Annotated in this window: 14 protein-coding genes; 5 read left to right on the top strand and 9 right to left on the bottom strand. The window is 43.7% G+C overall.

What is annotated here, in order from left to right; genetic code table 11:
• Window positions 1-14: 14 nt before the first annotated feature.
• From M0221_RS05645 to M0221_RS05630, 4 genes are all read right to left on the bottom strand, one after another.
• Window positions 15-1673: a xanthine dehydrogenase small subunit gene (locus tag M0221_RS05645; RefSeq protein WP_483284643.1), complete on the bottom strand. Its 1659-nt coding sequence runs from the start codon at window positions 1671-1673 to the stop codon at window positions 15-17.
• A gap of 763 nt (window positions 1674-2436) precedes the next feature.
• Entirely contained in the window at window positions 2437-3126 is a 690-nt protein-coding gene (locus tag M0221_RS05640; protein ID WP_339663651.1) for a 1-pyrroline-5-carboxylate dehydrogenase, read from the bottom strand.
• A gap of 11 nt (window positions 3127-3137) precedes the next feature.
• Entirely contained in the window at window positions 3138-6395 is a 3258-nt protein-coding gene (gene putA, locus M0221_RS05635) for a bifunctional proline dehydrogenase/L-glutamate gamma-semialdehyde dehydrogenase PutA (RefSeq protein WP_483284642.1), read from the bottom strand.
• Between the two features lie 761 nt (window positions 6396-7156).
• Complete coding sequence (locus tag M0221_RS05630) at window positions 7157-8452, bottom strand: NCS2 family permease (RefSeq protein ID WP_020443341.1); 1296 nt, start codon at window positions 8450-8452, stop codon at window positions 7157-7159.
• 511 nt (window positions 8453-8963) lie between these two features.
• On the opposite strand from M0221_RS05630, the gene tolQ reads away from it, so the two are divergent.
• From tolQ to M0221_RS05610, 4 genes are all read left to right on the top strand, one after another.
• Window positions 8964-9695 carry a protein TolQ gene (tolQ, locus tag M0221_RS05625; protein WP_020443339.1) on the top strand — a complete coding sequence of 244 codons (732 nt, stop codon included), beginning with the start codon at window positions 8964-8966 and terminating at the stop codon, window positions 9693-9695.
• Window positions 9692-10150, top strand: a complete 459-nt coding sequence (gene tolR / locus M0221_RS05620; RefSeq protein WP_483284641.1) for a protein TolR — start codon at window positions 9692-9694, stop codon at window positions 10148-10150. Before tolQ ends, tolR begins: the two co-directional genes overlap by 4 nt.
• Before the next feature lie 107 nt (window positions 10151-10257).
• A complete protein-coding gene (locus tag M0221_RS05615) occupies window positions 10258-11265 on the top strand; it encodes a cell envelope integrity TolA family protein (RefSeq protein WP_149492669.1) in 1008 nt (335 codons plus the stop codon).
• A 136-nt stretch (window positions 11266-11401) separates the two neighbouring features.
• The gene (locus M0221_RS05610) at window positions 11402-12688 is read left to right on the top strand and encodes a translocation protein TolB (RefSeq protein ID WP_483284640.1); all 1287 of its coding nucleotides are present in this window, start codon (window positions 11402-11404) and stop codon (window positions 12686-12688) included.
• A gap of 117 nt (window positions 12689-12805) precedes the next feature.
• Here the strand turns inward: M0221_RS05610 and M0221_RS05605 are convergent, their stop codons facing one another.
• The 3 genes from M0221_RS05605 to M0221_RS05595 all read right to left on the bottom strand — a co-directional run bounded on the left by M0221_RS05605 (window position 12806) and on the right by M0221_RS05595 (window position 16749).
• The gene (locus tag M0221_RS05605; RefSeq protein ID WP_020443335.1) at window positions 12806-13450 is read right to left on the bottom strand and encodes a c-type cytochrome; all 645 of its coding nucleotides are present in this window, start codon (window positions 13448-13450) and stop codon (window positions 12806-12808) included.
• A gap of 44 nt (window positions 13451-13494) precedes the next feature.
• Window positions 13495-15096: a flavin monoamine oxidase family protein gene (locus tag M0221_RS05600; RefSeq protein ID WP_483284639.1), complete on the bottom strand. Its 1602-nt coding sequence runs from the start codon at window positions 15094-15096 to the stop codon at window positions 13495-13497.
• 198 nt (window positions 15097-15294) lie between these two features.
• Entirely contained in the window at window positions 15295-16749 is a 1455-nt protein-coding gene (locus M0221_RS05595) for a c-type cytochrome (protein WP_483284638.1), read from the bottom strand.
• A gap of 581 nt (window positions 16750-17330) precedes the next feature.
• Here M0221_RS05595 and M0221_RS05590 point away from each other — a divergent pair.
• Window positions 17331-17501 carry a hypothetical protein gene (locus M0221_RS05590; RefSeq protein WP_483284637.1) on the top strand — a complete coding sequence of 57 codons (171 nt, stop codon included), beginning with the start codon at window positions 17331-17333 and terminating at the stop codon, window positions 17499-17501.
• 92 nt (window positions 17502-17593) lie between these two features.
• Here the strand turns inward: M0221_RS05590 and M0221_RS05585 are convergent, their stop codons facing one another.
• Window positions 17594-18211 carry a flavodoxin family protein gene (locus M0221_RS05585; protein ID WP_483284636.1) on the bottom strand — a complete coding sequence of 206 codons (618 nt, stop codon included), beginning with the start codon at window positions 18209-18211 and terminating at the stop codon, window positions 17594-17596.
• A 267-nt stretch (window positions 18212-18478) separates the two neighbouring features.
• Window positions 18479-19444, bottom strand: a complete 966-nt coding sequence (locus tag M0221_RS05580) for a purine nucleoside phosphorylase YfiH/LACC1 family protein (protein ID WP_483284635.1) — start codon at window positions 19442-19444, stop codon at window positions 18479-18481.
• Window positions 19445-19448 lie beyond the last annotated feature (4 nt).

Genomic DNA, 19448 nt, shown 5'->3' with positions numbered 1-19448 from the left:
TACTATATGTTCACTTACGCATCTACCGTTTGCACATCAGCAACCAATTGCTTGCCACACTTAATGATTAACCGCTGCATCACATGCATACGATACTCTCGGCTGGCTCTCACATCGGTCATCGGCGAGACATCATTAGGTAGCCTTTGTGCTGCCTGCTCGAAACTGGCAACATTTACTGCTTGTCCAATTAGTGCCTGCTGACATTCTGCTGCCAATAAAGGTATCGCCGCCATGCCGCCAAGTCCAAATTTTGCATCTTGGATAGTCATGCCATCCGCTGACAAATCAAGTCGCGCAGCAAGCAAGCACGCTGAGATATCATCTTCGTAACGCTTACTAATCTTATGAATATAGAGATACTGATGATCTTGCATTAGCGGAATATGAAGGGCAACCACGTAACTACCAGCACGTAGTTTGGTCTTTTTATAATCTAAAAAGAATTTAGATAAAGGAATGATTTCATCAATACTAGATACTTGATTTGAATGGACATTATTAACATTGATATTGTCAGTAGCGCTGTTAATAGCATTGTCAATAGCAGCACAATGACGCAGATGAATATGAGCATCTAATGCCAATAGAATGGGAGGCAAATCGCCAATCGGTGAAGCGTTAGCGACGTTACCGCCGATAGTGCCCATATTACGAATTTGCGGAGAAGCAATACGTTCAAACAAATTGGCAAACGCAGGGAAATGCTGTTCAAGCGCAGGCAGCATGCTCTTATAGCTCATGCCAGCACCTAATACTAAAAACTCTACTTCGCTATCGCCTTTAGACTGCTCATCGGTATTTAAGCTTAGCGATTGTAGTGACCAAGATTTTAGCTCGTCAATCGCTGACAGTTGTACGATAATATTGTGATCAACCAAGTGTTGCGTCACACTCAAACCTAAGTCTGTACCACCTGCCCAAATGGTCGATTTTGGATGGGCAGCGAGCACTTGATTGAGCTCAGCAATAGACTGTGGAATGAATAACTTACGTGATCCTTGAGTAAGCGCAGGCTCAATAGTGCCCATTTCGCTTGAAACGGTCTGTCTGCTATTTGCCATCGCATCTGTCGCTAAACTGATGGTCAAGTCTTTGGCGATCGTCTGATCAGCATCGCGTTGTCTACCAATCTCACTCATTGCCAAACCCGCCTCGATAATCGGACGATAGCCTGTACAGCGGCAAAGATTGCCACCAATTGAAGCCACGATATCATCGTAGCTTAAATCATCTTTAATGGTTCCTTTTGCGACTTGCAGACGATGATTCTCGTAGGTGCTGGCCAGCGTCATCACAAATCCAGGCGTACAAAACCCGCACTGCGAGCCATGGCATTCGACCATTGCTTGCTGCGCTGGGTGCAATAAAGCACGTTCTGGATGATGTTCAGGATTGTCCGCGATATAAGCTGACGTCATTATATGATGACCATCCATCAATGACAGTAGCGTGATACAGGCGTTAAGGGTATAAAAAGGCAAATCAGAAGAATCTTCACCACTGCTAGGTAAGCGCTGCGCCATCACCGTACAGGCTCCGCAGTCGCCACTGCCGCAGCCTTCTTTGGTATCAGTCTGGCGTTCGTGCAAGCGCAAATACTCAAGCACCGTGGTATTCGGATTGAGGTCAGTTAATTGCTTATATTGACCGTTCAAATAAAAATGAATCATAGCAATGCTCAGCTGTCAGAATAAAAGGAAGATAAAAAACTGTTTTATCTTTAATCGAATCATAAAATCTTAACAATCAGTATCTTAAAGGATAACTGCACACAAATGTGCTGCCCTTAAGTGAGTACTTAATTACCATGTTAATAAAATTTATACGATGATGATCATCATACCTACATCAATACTGAGAGTTATAACTGTATTGAATAAGCTGACTGCCTATCTGACTACTGACTTGCTCAGGCTTAATCTGTTTGCGGTTTGAACTTTTGTATTTACCTATGATGGATGAGCATCTTTAGTAAATACAAAAGCATTATCAAGGGTTTGGGTATCGTCTCAATGACGACTACTCTATCGGAAAATCGAGGAATATAAGCACCGTTAAAACATGCTTTCGAGGCTTAGCTTACGTCAACGTTCCGTGTTAAAGGGATTTATTAACCATTTAGTGAATAATTGCTGACTAAACGGTTAACTTATATTATCACCATCTTTGTTTAACTTACAACTCAAAAAATACCTTATTTTGGTTGAAAAGCCAAGAAACTTCATTACTAAAGTGAGTATTTACTAAAATACCTACCTATCCTACCTCTAAATTTAAGCATAAAAAAACGACCAGCAATTACTCACCAAATATTTGGGAATAATGACTGATCGTCGTTTTTATTATTCGAGCTATTTCTTTATTGGCAATAAGCTAATCTTTTAATTTCTTATGAGATTATTGGTTGCCTGTACTAAATTGTTGCTGTTACTTCTATGTGCCAAGCTCTAACAAGCTTGCATTTCCGCCAATGGCAGTGGTATTAATGGTTTTTACACGCTCAGTGACGAAGCGGTATAGATAATCAGGCGTTAGCATCTCTGATAAGCCGTCCATATCAGTGACGCTAATGACTTGCGTCAACATACCATCGGTCTTGGCAAGCTCTTGACTGACCGCTTGCACCTCTTTCCGATTACCAGAAACAGCCACTTGCGCAAGGCGATCGATATATAAAAGCGTAACGGTTTGCGAGTCATTGGCGACACTCAGCACATCATCACTGATGCCACTCTCATAGAGGATTTTTGCCGCTTCAATGCACATCTCATCTTGGCTTGGGCAATGCAATATCACCTCATTACCCGTCAATAATGCTGCTAGCAATTGCCCAAGTACTGCCATAGCGCGAGCAGACTCGCCGCCAACAACCATCGTCTTACCGCGACCCGTCACGTACAAGTCATTTGACTCGCCCGTAGCCCCAGTCATACGGTGCTCTTCGTCAAGCATGGGTGCGGCGCTCAATAAATGATTGAACAGACGCTTTGCCTTATTGGCATCACCGGTCAATAATGCCAGTCTTGGTGCGGCTTCTTGCAGATAAGTGGCACGATTCACTGCGCCAAGCAAACGCCAAGTTTCACAAACTTGGCCATGATTTTTTTTGAATTCAGTCGCCATAGTGCTACTCCTTATGCGATTATTGTTTGAGTACTGGTTGCAGCGGTATTGTCTATCAGAGCCACTTGCTCATTAGCCAACTGCTCTGTCGTTAAGCTCATCAGACGGGCGACATAATGTGGACCACCTGCTTTAGGACCTGTACCCGATAGACCGCAGCCACCGAACGGCTGTACGTTGACGACCGCGCCGATTTGGTTACGGTTGATATAAGTATTGCCGACAAAGGCACGGCGCTCGATATGCTCTACCGTGTTTTCAATACGGCTATGGATCCCCAAGGTCAAACCAAAACCCGTCGCATTGATTGCATCAATCAGCTTATTTAGATCACGTGCTTCATAACGCAGTACATGCAAAATAGGACCAAAATGCTCTCCGCCGATCACATCGATGCTTTTTACTTCTATCGCCGTTGGCAATACAAACGTTGCTTGATCTTGACTGACCTCTGAGCTATCACTCATCGGTGTCTGCGCCAAAATCGTAGCCGTTGGCTCAGCGCGCATGCGTTCGATATGCGCTTCAAGTCCGCGCTTGGCATCAATATCAATCACAGGACCTACATCTGTAGTCGCATATAGCGGGTTGCCAACGATTAATTCAGCCATATTGCCTTGCAATAGCTCAATCAAATCATCTGCCATCTCTTCTTGTACACATAAGATACGACATGCTGAACAGCGCTGACCTGCTGAACCAAAGGCAGATAATACCGCATCTCTAACCACTTGCTCAGGCAATGCCGTTGAGTCCATAATCATGGCATTTTGTCCGCCAGTCTCGGCGATAAAGACAGGCAGCTCACCGCTGACTTGAGCATGGGCATTTAGGCTTTGGTTGATGCGCTGCGCCGTTTGGGTCGAACCTGTAAAGATAACACCTGCGATATTGTCCGCAGCAGTCAATGCAGCACCAACGTCGCCCGCGCCAATCACGAGTTGCAATGCTTCTACTGGCACGCCAGCTTGATACATAAGCTGCGCACCGAAATGAGCGATTAAGCTCGTCTGTTCGGCAGGTTTTGCCACTACGGTATTACCTGCAGCCAGTGCTGCAACTACTTGACCGGTATAAATAGCCAATGGAAAGTTCCATGGGCTGATACAAATAAAGGTGCCACGTGCTTTATAAACTTGACGCGATGGCTTGCCTGCCAAATCGGTAAACTCATAAATAACATCATCTAAACGCTCAGCTTCATCAGCATAAAAACGGCAAAAATCAACCGCTTCTTTGATTTCATCAATGCTGTCTTGTAAGGTTTTACCTGCCTCAACTTGGCATAATGCCATCAGCTCTGCATAGTTTTCTTCATACAAGTCCGCGATTTTACGCAATATAGCCGCACGTTTAGTAGCAGCAACCGCTTGCCATTCGCCTTGTCCAGCAACTGCCGCCGCAATTGCTTGCTGTGCGATAGTAGCATTGGCATAGACGACTTCACCGGCAATGACTTCATGGTTCCAAGGCGCGCATATAGCTTGCTTGTCAAGCTGATGAGTGTCGCCATCTACCGTATTGTCATTGACTGCGTTGCCATTAATAACAGAAGTCGCAGACCATGTTTTGTGTATATGCGTATCGATAGCTGCTTTAAATGGTATCCACTGCGATTCTACAAAGATATTGGGACCAAAGCTGGCACGGCGTGCGCCATAGATAGCTAACGGTAATGGAATATCTGGATTGTGTAGCGTTGCATTGGTTAATAACTTGTCATACGGATGTACAGTTAGCTTGTCAATTGGATAAGACTTGTCTAATAACTGATGGACAAACGAGCTATTGGCACCGTTTTCGAGCAATCGACGTACCAAATACGGCAGCAGATCTTTATGAGCGCCAACCGGTGCATAGATACGCACAGGGATTTGATAAGCTTGTAAGATATGGTCATAAAGCGCATCACCCATACCATGCAGACGCTGGAACTCAAAGTCTCTGTGCGAACTCATAGTCATGATTGAAGCAAGCGTGTGCGCATTGTGCGTTGCAAACTGTGGCCAAATAAGACCACGCAAATGCTCTGATAATAAGAAACGCGCGCAGGCAAGATAAGCGGTATCCGTGCCTTCTTTACGCGTCCAGACCGGATAGCCTGATAGACCTTTTTGCTGAGCAAGCTTAATCTCTGTATCCCAATAAGCGCCTTTTACTAGACGTACAGGAATACGGTCGCCAACCTCAGTTGCCAAGCGTGCCAGCCAAGCCAAAATAGCAATTGCACGCTTTGAGTAACCTTGTACAACTAAACCAAGACCATCCCAATCCGCTGTTAGATTATCGCGATATAAAGACTCAAATAGTTTTAGCGATATCTCAAGACGATCGGCTTCTTCAGCATCGATACTGAGGTCGACATTGACTTCACGCGCAGCTTCAATTAACAGTAAGCAGCGTTGACGCAACAGCCCCATGACTTGCGCTTCTTGCGTGGCTTCATAACGCGGATGCAATGCGGACAGCTTGATCGAAACTGACGGCTTCGGCATGCCCTCTTTAACTTTCACACTTGCAGTGGCTTTGATAGCATGCAAATAATCATTAAAGTATTTTTCAGCATCTTTATGAGTAATTGCCGCTTCACCCAACATATCAAATGAGTAGGTATAACCTTTATTGCGATATGGCTGGCTATTTTTATTAGCGCCTTCAATCGTTTCGCCAAGTACAAACTGGTGTCCCATGATACGCATGGCTTTTTGCATAGCACTACGAATAACAGGCTCACCCATCTTTTTGGTCATACGATCCAAAAATCCAGATGCCGTGGTATCACTATCGATACTGACCACGCGACCCGTCATCATCATGCCCCACGTTGAGGCATTGACCATAAAACCATTGTCATTTTTTAAATGTTTTTTCCAGTCAGCGACGCTCATCTTGTCATGAATCAGCGCATCAGCCGTGTAATTGTCCGGCACACGAATCAAGGCTTCCGCCAAGCTCATGAGCAAAACACCTTCTTGGGTATCCAAGCTGTACTCAAGCAATAATGAGTCGACCATTTTTACCGCTTTACCATCATTACGCACATGCTCAACCAGCTGACGCGTCTGCGTAGCTGCACTGTCACGCTCGGCATCTGTCGGTTTAGCAAGTGGCAATAACTGCGTCAACCAGCGCTCTTCATCCACGCTATACAAAGGCGATATACGCGCATGTAGCTCTGTTGATGACTGAGCAATATATTCTGGTGATAACAAATCAATAGGATTAAATAAAATCGGCTCTTGCGGGGTAAATTGCTCTACTGGGTTCATAACAACTCCATAACTTGAAAATCCATCATAAGTGATGCGCTGAGGCTTTTTAACATTGAAACTTTTAAATATTGTGGCGCTAAAACAACGTCGTAACGCTAAAGTATTGAAACGTTTTATCATCTACCCTATCGAAAACAGTAATCAATCACAATCAGCTAGTAAGCAGTGTGAGTGATTCGGCGTCGATAACATACATAACAATGAACAGAACACACGACAATATTAAAAAACGAGAAAATCCAGCATAAGCTGGAAAAGGTCAAGTAGATCGTTTGACTGTGCAACGGACTACGTCAACAATACAAAGGCAACAACATAAAACTAAGCGGCATTAGTGCCTTCTTCTTGTTAGTAGTGAAAGGAGAGTGTTTGCAATATAAAGTGGCAATATGCAATGCTGATTCACTGATAAGAAAAACCTCTACGGCGTTGATTGAGGTGATGCGCTTAATATCCGCATATTACCATGAAATAAATTTTCAAACTAACAATATTACGCATTTTAGCCAATTATAATAGTGTTAAAAAACAAACAGTTATTAACGCATTCACAAACGTGACGCTTTGGTTATAATTTCTGATTTACTATTTATGATTAATTGTTTTAGGAATCAAACAGTTGGCACGACTACCTGAAAAAAATAGGAAAATTAAGCATAAAAAATCCTTCTCATCATTTAATAACAAGAAGGACTCAAACTATATTTCTACAGCAATATCAACCTTGCTTAACATTGAGCGTTAGTCAATGTAAAAAGCTAGATAAAGACGATCTTGGCCAGTAATACTACTGTCAATATCCAAACCGGAATACTGATGTCAGAGAATTTACCAGCGACCACCTTGATGGCAGTAAAGGTGATAAAGCCAAGTGCAATACCGTCAGCGACAGAATAGGTCAAAGGCGTAAACAATAATACGACCACCACTGGCGCTGCTTCTGTTAAGTCATTCCATTTGACATCTTTTAACGTCTCCATCATGAGTACTGCTACATAAAAAATAGCGCCTGCCGTCGCATATCCTGGAATCATACCAGCAAGTGGTGAAAAGAACACACTGAGTAAAAATAACACGCCAACTGTCACTGCCATCAGTCCAGTACGACCACCTGATGCGATACCTGACACACTTTCGATGTAACTTGTCGTTGATGACGTGCCCAAGAAAGTACCAGCTACCGTTGCCGTCGAATCTGCTAGTAGCGCTTTACCCATATTCGGGATTTTACCATCTTTACCAATCAAACCTGCCTGAGTGGTGGTTGCAATCAGCGTACCCGCCGTATCAAATAAATCGACGAATAAGAAGGCAAAAATAACACTGATCATCGCCACATCAAACGCGCCAGCAATATCAAGCTGCATTAGCGTTGGAGCAATAGGTGGCGGTGCTGAAATAATACCTGAAAATTGCGTATTTCCTGTGAGCAGACTGATAAGCGCGACTAGTAAAATACCAATAGTGACCGCACCTGGTACTTTTTTATGTGACAAACCCACGATGACAATAAAACCAAGGGCTGCCATCGCAGGTGAAAACGAGGTCATATCACCAAGTCCCACCAGCGTCGCATCATTATTCACGATAACGCCTGCGGTTTGTAGCGCAATAAAGGCCAAAAACGCACCAATACCAGCGACAACACCTTGTTTAATACTGACCGGAATAGAATTAATAATGATTTCACGGATTTTAAACAAACTTAATAGGATAAAGATACAACCTGACAAAAATACCGCACCAAGTGCCGTTTGCCACGCGTAGCCCATACCCAAAACCACGCCATAAGTAAAGAAGGCATTGAGTCCCATGCCAGGCGCTAGTGCAACTGGCAAGCGGGCATAAATCCCCATAATAAAACAACCAATGGCCGCGGCAAGGCATGTGGCTACGAATACTGCGCCTTTATCCATACCGGCATCAGCAAGTACATTAGGGTTGACAAATATGATATAAGCCATCGTTAAAAACGTGGTTACACCCGCTAAAATCTCTGTTTTGATCGTGGTGTTCTGACCATCGATTCCAAAATATCGTTCAATTGCGTTCATAGGAGTCGCTTCCAAATTGCAGTGAGTAAATTATCATTATCAAATGGTATTGATAAATGTCGCTTCCAAATTGCGACGATAAATGCCGCTTTTAACTCAAACATAAAAAATACACCTAAATTGCGACGATAAATGACGCTTCCAAATTGCGACTGTAAATGACGCTATAAACTACGGTTGGAGATGATGTTTTTAATCCTTTAGCCACACAAGATTTGCTAAAAATAAAACCACTGTGAAAAATTACAGCAACAAATCATAACATTCTATGGAAATAAATAGATAATTTCAATGAATGCCATGAACTTGTCAGTAAAAGAGCAAAAAATAGTTGACCATATGGACAATATTATAAAATGATAGTGCTGTCACCATAAATTTTAGGAAAAAACTGTTCATTATGTAATTAACACATTATTAATGATATTTACCAAGATTAGCAGTACACTAGGGGGTTAATATGAGCACCCTATTTTTAATGACTATTATTAATTATCCATGAGTCCTTTACATGCCTGAATCCTTAAATATTATCGACCTTATTACTCAAGCGAGCCTGCTGGTTCAGATCGTGATGGCTCTATTGTTATTAGCATCGTTACTCAGTTGGGTGATTATTTTTCGTATGAGTGCGCGGCTTGGCACTGCCAGAAACTTTGACCAACAGTTCGAGGCGTGGTTTTGGTCGGGTGAAGATTTGGCGAAATTGTATCAAGGTATTCAGGGCTCACCTGAGCGCCAAGGTCTTGAGCAGATTTTCTATGTTGGCTTCTCTGAATACTTAAGAATGCACAAAAAACGTCAACCAAAAGATGACATTATCGATGGCGTTGAGCGTAAGCTTAGGGTGGGTCTTGGTCGTCAGCAGCTACTTTTGGAATCAGGACTTACAACGCTTGCCAGCATCGGCTCCGTTGCACCTTACGTCGGTCTGTTCGGCACCGTTTGGGGTATCATGAATGCCTTTTTGGGCTTGTCACAAAATGAACAAGCTACCCTAGCCGCTGTGGCACCAGGTATTGCAGAAGCATTGATTGCCACCGCTATGGGTTTGTTTGCCGCTATTCCTGCGGTATTGGCTTATAACCATTTTACCGCCAAATCTAGTCGATTATATGATTCACGTGCCTTATTCTGTGATGAGATGACGGGTATGCTGCAGCGCGAAACCAGTAATGAAAGCCCGCAGCCTAGCACTCAAGTAAGCCAAGCCAACCAGAGCACTCAGGTGGCTGGTCTATGAAACAAAGTCCCTATCGCCGTGAGAAAAAAGCACTGAATGCGGAGATGAACGTTGTTCCTTATATCGACGTAATGCTCGTGCTGCTCGTGATATTTATGGTGACCGCGCCGATGCTGATTACTGGCGTCGATGTTGATTTGCCAAAAGAGCAAACCAACACCATGAGTCAAAGCCAGTTACCAGTCATTCTATCTCTGACCGGTAACGGTGAGATTTTTATCAGTTATGAGAGCAATGTTGACTTACCTGTTAGTAAGCCTGAGCTGATTGATACCCTCTCGACTTTGCAAAGTCAAAGCAGTGATGCCGGTGCTCAGCCAGTACAAGTGATGATTAATGCCGACCAAAACAATCAATATGGCGCTATCATGACTTTGATGGCAACGTTGCAACAAGCTGGTATCCAGAAGGTTGGACTATTAACTGGCGCTCCATTGCCTACACCAGCAGTTTAATCATTTTATAATATTAAAAAACAGCCGTTTTGGTGTAGCCGGTTATAATAAAGCAGATAATCTGATGTAGCTTATCTTTTAGTATCACGTTTTTGAGTATCACTACCATGCACAAGGCTCCAACCGTTTATGTACCAACTGAACCCGAAGGCAATGGGCTAACCTTACCCACGCTGCTCAGTTTGCTGGCACATGGTCTTGTCATTGGTATACTTATCTATACCTACCAAAATATGGACGTTGAGACCGCAGGTAGTATTGAAACGACCATGGTATCTCCTGAACAGTTAGCCGAGATGCAAGGTCAAATTCTTGCCAATCGCGCCGCCGCAGCCAGTGCTATGCAAGCGGAAAGCGGCTCAAGTAGTTCAGCTACGCCAACAGAAGCCTTTGCTGGCAGCGTCAGCACTCCAAATCCTGCTCAACCAAACTCTCAGCAAGTGCCTGTCTTCACACGCTCGGATGAATCTGCTACTAGTCCGATGCTAATGAGTGAAGAGCAGCATCAACGTCTGCTTGAGCAAAACCAAGAGTATGAGCGCAGTATGGCTGAGTGGGCCGCGCGCTTAGACGAATCCGTCTTAGAAGAACATGACCAGATTGAAAAAGAAAGACGACAGCAGCTGATTGAAGAGCAAAAAAGGCTTGGGGATTTCCGCAATAAACAAAACAATCCTCCCAAGATTAAGCGCCCAACTGCTACCGACCGAAATATAGAAATCAATACGGGCGGCTCTAGTAGTTCAGGTCAAACCCTTAGTCTATCAAACGATGGGCAGTCGACTTTATCTGGTGATAGCACAACCTCAAGCCCTTCAAAAGGCAACAGCCGCTCAGCGTCAGGTGGCAGTCGCGGCGCCAGTAATAGTGAAATCATTAACCTCATCAGACGTAACTATAACCCACCGACTGCGGCAAAGGGTTCAACCCAGCGTGCGACCCTCACAATTACGGTCAATGCCAGCGGTAATATCACCAATGTTACTGCGTCAGGACCGGATGAAGCTGTCAATGAAGCCGCCAAACAAGCCGTACTAAATACCGGCAGCTTACCAATCGATGCTGACGATCCCAAATACCCGACCTTTACTCTACAGTTTAAAGGTAGCAATTAATCAGTTGCTCATGTCTTATATTATTGATAACGTTACCTTAAACAGCTTGTACTGTAGAAGGCACTGCCTTATCTTGATGGCGGACTAATAACCTATAAAAATGATACTCATACTGCTTTAGGAGCTAAACTTACTCATGCGCACCCATAAAAAACTACTCATCTCGTTACTTGCTAGCGCCTCAAGCTTGCTGATCGCGCCAAGTGTATTGGCAGCGCCCATTGTTTTAGAACTCGATTACGATATTCCTGTGCAACAGAACCAAGTGGCTTTTGTGGCTTTTGCTGGTGATAGTGTGTTGTCGCCTATTATTTTAAATAATTTGAGCAAAACTGAGCTAAAAGTTACCAGTCAAAATCTACCACAACAGCCGCATAGTAGCAGCGAGCTGGCTGGCACTCTACCCGTTTGGCAAAGTATGGGGGTTCCTTATTTAGTAGTCGGCAGCACACGCAGTAGCCGCGGTAAAGTGGTCACCGATTACGAAGTGATTGAGGTTAAGACAGGACGCGTGATCGAAGGTAAGCAAACCTTAACTGCTGATAAAGACAACATGCGCTATGCCGCTCACGTCATCTCTAATAAAGTCTATGAGCTGATTACTGGGATTCCAGGTGATTTCTCAGGGCGTATTGCTTATATCGAAGAAATTGGCACTGGCAAAGCCAAAGTATCAAGTTTAAAAGTGATGGATGCCGATGGCGAAAATGCTAAAACTATTACTGAAGTTGCAGGCTCTATCTTTGCACCAGCATGGTCACCTGATGGTAACCGTATCGCTTATTCGGTGCAGCGTGATAAATCTTATCCTGTTATCTATGTACAAAGCGTCAGCGGCGGCGGTGCAACGCCATTAACACCTTTTCCTGGTAGTAACTTAAGCCCTTCATTCTCACCAGATGGCAGCAAAATCCTGTTCTCTAGTAGCTTTGAGGGTAGCGCTGATATTTATGAGATGAGTGCTAGCGGCGGTCAACCAAGGCGTTTAACCAACTGGCCAAGCAGTGAAGTACAGCCAAGCTACGCGCCTGACGGCAAATCTTTTGTCTTTGTCTCTGACAAAGCCGGGTTTAACAAGCCGCAGATTTATCGTTATGAGTTTGGTTCTGGGCGCACCACCAAGGTATCCAATAGTGGTTATGCGACCAGCCCACAATTTAGTAGCGATGGTACGCAAATTGCCTTTTTAAATGGGCGCTCAGCGGCTGTTATGAACAGCGGCGGCGCGGTCACTGCTAATTTGGGCAATACCGGTATCGATGAAGCACCGAGCTTTTCACCAAATGGTAAGCGTGTCGTTTATGCATCAAAGCAAGGTGGTAAGGGCGTACTGACTATCAAATCACTAAACGGCGGCGAAGCCTTTGGTAAATCTGGGCAAGGTACGATTCGCTCACCTGTCTGGTCAGCCAGTCCCAGATAGGGCTAGAAATTCGTAATGTCTTAACCAAGAAAATCGCCCAATCATCGATTGGGCGATTTTTTATATGAGAGTAAATCGATTAGCTTTTATTCTAAGGAAACATTGTTCACAGCAACACTATTCACTCGGATCATAACCGGGCGGATTGGCATGTCTCAGCTTGGCCACGTCTTCAGCGGTCACTGTATCCGTGTAACCATTTAAGTCACTGACGACGTATTGAGTCACTGCCGCCATTTGCTCATCATTCATCATCATATGAAACGATGGCATTCCGCGGAAACCATTGATCAGAATATTAATAATGTAATATTTTGACTGCATTTTGCTATTGTTAGCCAGTGGCGGATAATAGCCTGCACCATAAGCACCCTCGCCTTTATGCATATGACAGCCAGCACAGGAGTCATGATAGAGCTTTTTGCCATCAGTCGTAATAAAGGCATTGGACCCTTCAAACTTTGCTTCCCACTCGCTAATAATAGGATCATTTTCCATATTGGGTAATGAGCTGTCATCAACAACATTGATAGGCTGCGCTTTTAGCTCGTCACGGCTCATATAGACAGCGCCCCAGCTGCCTGTATTGCGACTTGCTTGATAGTCAACCGTTTGCTCAACATCGTGTTTACTGGCTATCGTCTCTACATCGCCTGCTTTTTGACTACAGCCTAATAATGCGCTGCTGCTTAACAGCATGATCATCAGCATCTTAGGTGTCATGCTTTTCATGATAGTTATTTTCATGATGATAGTGTTCATGATAGCCTCTGAATTTATAATAATTGTCTCTATGTGCGCCGCAATTAACCCAGCATTTTTGCCTTTTTATGCAAGCGTTTGGCGGCATCTATGCCAGATAATATAGCCCCTTCTTGCCATGCAGGAATATGAGAGCAATGCTCACCTGTCAGCACAATACGGTTGTCTATACTGCATAGGTTATCGTAATGCTGCTCACGACTAGACTCACTCCAAATACCGTAGCAGCCGAGTGTCCAAGGAATACGGTGCCAGACGACAGATGTTCCGGCGCGGAATTCCTTTGGGTACTGCGGATGGATATACTTACCGTAGGCAAGCGCCACATTGATACGCTCTTGCGGTGTTAGAGTATTAAACTTATAAGAAGTCGCGCCAAAACCATAGGCACCAAGCAATACACCCGAGCCATCTTTAAACATATTTTCTGACGGATAAGCAATTTGGGTAATAGGCATATTGGTATAGGTTAAACCGCCATAAATCCACTCGTCTTCTTCCCAGAAGCGGCGATTAAACTCTAAACCTACTTTATAGGAAGTGTCATAAGGAACCGCTGCCATCGCCTGTTTCATTGGTTTTGAGACATTGATATCGAGCTGGGTTAATACGGTTAAAGGTATGTTGCAGACACACCAGTCTGCCCGAATGGTTTTGGTTGCACCATCGGGACTATTACTGTCCACATAGTCGACTGTAACGCCAGTATCATCTTGATGAATCTTAGTGACTTTGGCATTAAACTCAATCATATCTCGACATTCGCGGGTGAAAGCATCACCGATTTTACCCATACCACCAACTGGCTGAAACATAGTCGGCTGATGTCCATAGGTCATGTGATTGCTATAAATATCTCCCCACATGCCTGAATCTAGTATCTCACTGATTGGTAATGGCTTTGACGGCTTTTCATTTGGCATCAAACCGCCACCTGGGAACACACTAAAGCCACGATGTTTGGTAGTCTCATTACTGGCGCGGTAGCGATAGTCTTTATCGAGCACGCCCCACCCTTTTAGCCCTTCTAGCAGCTTCTCTTTGTCCTCAGTATTGACTGAGCGATCCAGACCACCCACGTTTACTGACTTCGATAGCAGTTCTGCCACATGACCTTGAATGTCATTTTTGATGTCACCCAAACGCTGCGGTACGCCATTAAAATGATTAGTACGATGCAAATAAGCACGGTCATTGGTTTGTATAAAGGGTTGCATCTCAACACCAAACTGTTTGCAATAATGAAAGACGGCATAGTGATGGCTTGGCAAACGCCATGGTCCACCATTGAAATAATTGCCTTCTTCAAAATCACAAGTGACCTCTTCGCCGCCAAGCTCGGTATATTTATCACCACTGTTCAGTGTCCAACTACGACCGCCACCACGATTTTGAAACTCAAGCACTTTGACATTGTAACCTGCTTTTCGCAGCTCATAGGCGGCAGTAAGACCACCAAGACCAGCACCAAGAATAACAATACTTGCGCCAGCAGGTGCGCCTTTAAGATCCATTGCTTCTTTAAAACTGGACTCTGAAGCAAACCCCAAGGTCGTCATTGCTTGATACATGGCGGTCGCGCCCGCTGTTTTACCAATCATTGAAAGCAATTGACGGCGCGTGGGTGATTGAAGCATGTCTTTCATAATAATATCCTTAAAGTAGACAATGGTGCAGGATAGTAGACGCATCTTTATCAATGTACTTGGCGTGTTGTTGTCTATAATTGCCAAACGATAACGCTCTATCTAATTGTCATAATCCTTGTCTTATAATCAGTATCTAACATAGCTTTATAGTATTGATGACTACGCTATTTGATGAAAGGTGAAATGAAACCCAAATCAGTGACGGTGCTTAGAGCGTATGATGGATCGAATAATAAATATAATGACGGCAATAGCGACGATAATACCCAATATCGCCAGCAAGCCTGCATATTTAATTAAAAATGGCTTTTCGGCGCTAGTGGCAGCGATGCGCTCGACGTCCGCTGCACTCACATCACTGCTGGCAAGACCGCCAAAGCTGATGCGTACGTAATTGGCGATACTGGCAATTTGCTCGCTGCTCAGCTCATCAGAGAAGGCCGGCATAATCGGTGAGGTATTGGTGCTGCCAACGACCCCATGCAAAATCATATTGACGAGCACATCAGGCTTATCACGGCGAAGACTGCTTAGCCCTACGATGGGTGAATACTGTGCATCAGGTTGACCATAGCCATCTACACCATGACAACTGCCACACGTAGCCAAATACAAGGCTTCTGGTGAATTACTGCCCTTACTCACAGCAGTTTTGGCTTGAGCCAAATAATCTTTTTGGGCAAGTAAATCATGGGTAATAGATTCGTTCACCCGAGTCGGTAAACGTGAGACATCGACGACAGATACTTTATCATCGGTTTGAATGGCAGGTACTGCTCTTAGATAAGAGGCAATCGCGCTTAAGTCTTCTTGCTTTAGATACTGAGTACTATGCGCGACTGCCTCACCCATTGGACCACCAGCATAAGCGCGCTGATCAAGCTCGCCGTTGCGTAGATAAGTAATGATATCTTGCTCACTCCAGCTGCCAATACCACTTGACTCGTCAGGGGTGATATTAGGTGCGTACCAATGCCCTAACTGCGCTCCAGATAAATACATTTTTTTATCGAAGCCCATGGTGCTGTTGCGTGGTGTATGACACGTACCACAGTGTTCTAGATTATTGACCAGATATTCACCGCGCTTCTGCGTCTCATTGAGACCATCACGTCCCTCAGTAGAAGGAACATTTAAAAAGTTCCAACCGAGCATTAGCGCACGAATATTAAACGGAAATGGTAGGTCAGTTTTATGCTTTGGCGCTTCATCTACTACTGGCACGGTTTGCAGATAGGCAAACAGCGCGTTGATATCCTCTTCTTTCATACCACTATAAGAAGGATATGGCATAGCCGGATATAGCATATGGCTAGGCGCACGACCTTTTTGTAGTGCATTTTTTAGATCGTTTTCAGTATAATTGCCGATACCATAGCGTTTGGAGGGGGTGATATTCGTAGAATAAATCTCCCCCATAGGGGTCTCTATTGCTGTACCGCCAGTATAGTCTTCGCCATGACATGCCATACAGTCCGCTGCACGAGCAATATAGGCACCTCGATTGACGAGCACGCTATTGGCAGGACTTATATTAGGTAAGGTCGCATTAGGTAAGCTTGTATTAGCAAGGCTCGTATCCTCAGCCATCGCAGCGCTGGAGGCCATACCAATGGCAAGCATCGATAACATCATAGAAAATCGCTTCATAATTCCCTCATTTCGCTAACATCTCATATACTTTCATGATTGTTGCGCATAACATCCACTGTTAAGCTGAATCTTTATCATTATTTTTTGCTATTATCAGTACAAGATAAAACTGTAATAAAATATCCATTTATAGATCATTGCTAAAAAATGTCTGTTCACCTCACTACTGTAAGACTATTTCACTTCTATTACTTGGATAGTAACGTATCGCTATCATTTTTTTACAAAACTTAAAAAGATAAATAATTGGATATATTTTTTAATAGAAGGTTATACCTTTTATATTATAAATTTAGGTAAAATAATTAATTCTTTATAAAACAATTAGTAAAGTTATAAAAGCTTGTTTTTATATATTTATAAACATAGATTACTGGTAAATTATGGCTAGATAACGAAGCCAACAGTTCTTCTTATCTTATTTTGGCTGTACATAATGGATACATAACGCCCATCCTAAACGCTTCTTACAGAGCGTACTACTTCCGTTTATAATGAGATAATATCTTGCACAATCTCGTGCATTGGTTATGATGAACGCTATTTCACCGTCGCCGATTGCCTTTTGAGAGATCATTATGAAGTCATTAACCTTGACCTATATATTTACAGCTGCCTTATTTATGACAGGTTGTCAGTCGTTTCAATTTGTCGAAAGCCCGATTCCTGTCAAAAATGCCCCGAGCAAAAATCTGTTGGTTAAAACTGTCCCAGCTGCAGATATTGCCGTTGAAAATAACGAGCACTAAGATAGATATAAAAAGCTGACAATAAAAAAAGCAGATATCAGTTTGATATCTGCTTTTTGGTATTTACTACTTAATAAATAGCTTTTGAATTTTTATGAGGCAGGCTGATGTTTTATGATGGTTTTTGCCAGATGATCACCAAACCAAATCGCCGTATCTATATCACCCGCGCCTGGTGTTTCTTCAGGTGGACCATCAAGCGACTGGGTCATCAAACCCAAATTACTCGATAAACGGTTTAAATCATGGGGCTCATGTCCGGTCGGTCTGAGTGACAACCCTATCCAATTCATCCCATGCTGCATGCTATAAAGACAAATCTGTTGTAGTACAGCAAGCTTATCGCCGCTAAGCCCACCTGAGTTGGCAAAACCTGCTGCCCACTTGCCTTGCCATTTGCCATGATACCAACGCTTCGATGTCGCATCCATAAAAGTCTTAAAGCCTGCTGTCACACTGCCCATATATACCGCACTACCAAAAACCAACAGATCCGCTTGATCTAAAAACTCCCAATCGACGTCATTGACATCGACAGCCTTGGCTTGCGCTTCAGGTAGTTGCTGACGAGCGCCCGTCACGATTGCTTCCGCGACACGTTGAGTATGACCGTAGTTACTATGGTAAATAACGGCCATCGATATATTAGATACGCTAAGAGAAGTCTCGTCAGGAGGTAGTACAATAGACGGTGTAACAGATGTATTCATATAAACTCTAATAATGGCGATAAGTAATGAAATAAAAAATAAAAAGGTAAATTAGGCTTATGATTGTTAATGATAAGAAGACGCACTTATTATGTGACAGTTACTCTTTTAAATAATCATGCTTTAGTTACTATAATCGGTCCTAAATAAAAGAAATCCAAATGTTATAAGGTACTACTGGGGTTACTTTTTCTAGCTTGCTGTGTCTACGCAGACAGAGGCTGCGAATAATTAACCCCAGTAGTTCTGTACCCTTTTAAAAGTGGATTAGCTATATATAGAAGCACTGCGCGTAATAATCAAGGCCATGCGTCCCGTTGCAGGTTGCTGCAAATGGGTCTGACGTCGATAAGAATAGTAATGCGCGTCAGCATAACTACAAGGGATAGAGGACTCATTGCATACGACAATCCCTGCTGCCCGCAATTGATCCGCGGCAATTTTTGGCAAATCTATCTTAATTTTTTCTGCATAGACTGGCGTATTGTCTGATAACTTGTCCGCTGTACTCGCTGCGTCTAACTCTCTAGTACCTGACGCCATCACGTAGCGCTCATTAAAGTTACTTATTGCATCTGTCGTCAAAGCGTTATTCGCGATGCAACCTGCCAATAACTTATCTCGGACTTGGCTACCCACTTCGTAATTATCTTGACTGATACAAATGCCTATCCATGCCATAATCTCGCCGCTGGCGCTAAAGCGTTCAGCCGTTGCTTTGATTACGCCGCATGCCAGTCCTTGCCAGCCAGCGTGAATCGCCGCTATCTGCCCAGTTGCTGGCTGATAAAGAACGATCGGTACACAATCAGCCGTCATTATGGCAAGCCCAGTACCATCTTGTTTGCTAACCATAGCATCAGCTGCCATAGGCGCCATACTCAGTACCGTAGCATCGGTATCATGTATATGATTACCATGGACTTGATTAACCCAATGTAGCGCTTTGACAGGCACGCTATGAACAGGTAGGTTTTGCTGCGCGATCATCTGCTCATTAATCGTAGCAAGCACACGCATCCGATTACTTAATACTACGCTTGCATCATCATCGACATGCAGCCCCAAGTTCAGCTCGCCATAACTTGCTTGCTGTCGTTGATGTGGCTGCTGATTGATTTTGGACTGAGATATATCAATACTTGCATAGTCTATATCAGAAAAAGCAGCCGTTTGAAACACAGCCACATCATCAAGCTGTGCTAGCAATGTCATGGGAAGCGTATTTTTCATGGCA

Source organism: Psychrobacter sp. ANT206, from assembly GCF_056880555.1.
Note: the sequence above shows the minus strand (reverse complement) of the source record. Positions and strands in the feature narration are given on the sequence as shown.

Excerpts from the sequence above, each read along its gene's own strand:
- M0221_RS05585 (WP_483284636.1), bottom strand. The coding sequence starts at position 18,211 with ATGAATACATCTGTTACACCGTCTATTGTACTACCTCCTGACGAGACT.
- tolR (WP_483284641.1), top strand. The coding sequence starts at position 9,692 with ATGAAACAAAGTCCCTATCGCCGTGAGAAAAAAGCACTGAATGCGGAG.
- tolQ (WP_020443339.1), top strand. The coding sequence starts at position 8,964 with ATGCCTGAATCCTTAAATATTATCGACCTTATTACTCAAGCGAGCCTG.
- M0221_RS05595 (WP_483284638.1), bottom strand. The coding sequence starts at position 16,749 with ATGAAGCGATTTTCTATGATGTTATCGATGCTTGCCATTGGTATGGCC.
- M0221_RS05590 (WP_483284637.1), top strand. The coding sequence starts at position 17,331 with ATGAAGTCATTAACCTTGACCTATATATTTACAGCTGCCTTATTTATG.
- M0221_RS05600 (WP_483284639.1), bottom strand. The coding sequence starts at position 15,096 with ATGAAAGACATGCTTCAATCACCCACGCGCCGTCAATTGCTTTCAATG.
- M0221_RS05615 (WP_149492669.1), top strand. The coding sequence starts at position 10,258 with ATGCACAAGGCTCCAACCGTTTATGTACCAACTGAACCCGAAGGCAAT.
- M0221_RS05610 (WP_483284640.1), top strand. The coding sequence starts at position 11,402 with ATGCGCACCCATAAAAAACTACTCATCTCGTTACTTGCTAGCGCCTCA.
- M0221_RS05645 (WP_483284643.1), bottom strand. The coding sequence starts at position 1,673 with ATGATTCATTTTTATTTGAACGGTCAATATAAGCAATTAACTGACCTC.
- M0221_RS05580 (WP_483284635.1), bottom strand. The coding sequence starts at position 19,444 with ATGAAAAATACGCTTCCCATGACATTGCTAGCACAGCTTGATGATGTG.
- putA (WP_483284642.1), bottom strand. The coding sequence starts at position 6,395 with ATGAACCCAGTAGAGCAATTTACCCCGCAAGAGCCGATTTTATTTAAT.
- M0221_RS05605 (WP_020443335.1), bottom strand. The coding sequence starts at position 13,450 with ATGAACACTATCATCATGAAAATAACTATCATGAAAAGCATGACACCT.
- M0221_RS05630 (WP_020443341.1), bottom strand. The coding sequence starts at position 8,452 with ATGAACGCAATTGAACGATATTTTGGAATCGATGGTCAGAACACCACG.
- M0221_RS05640 (WP_339663651.1), bottom strand. The coding sequence starts at position 3,126 with ATGGCGACTGAATTCAAAAAAAATCATGGCCAAGTTTGTGAAACTTGG.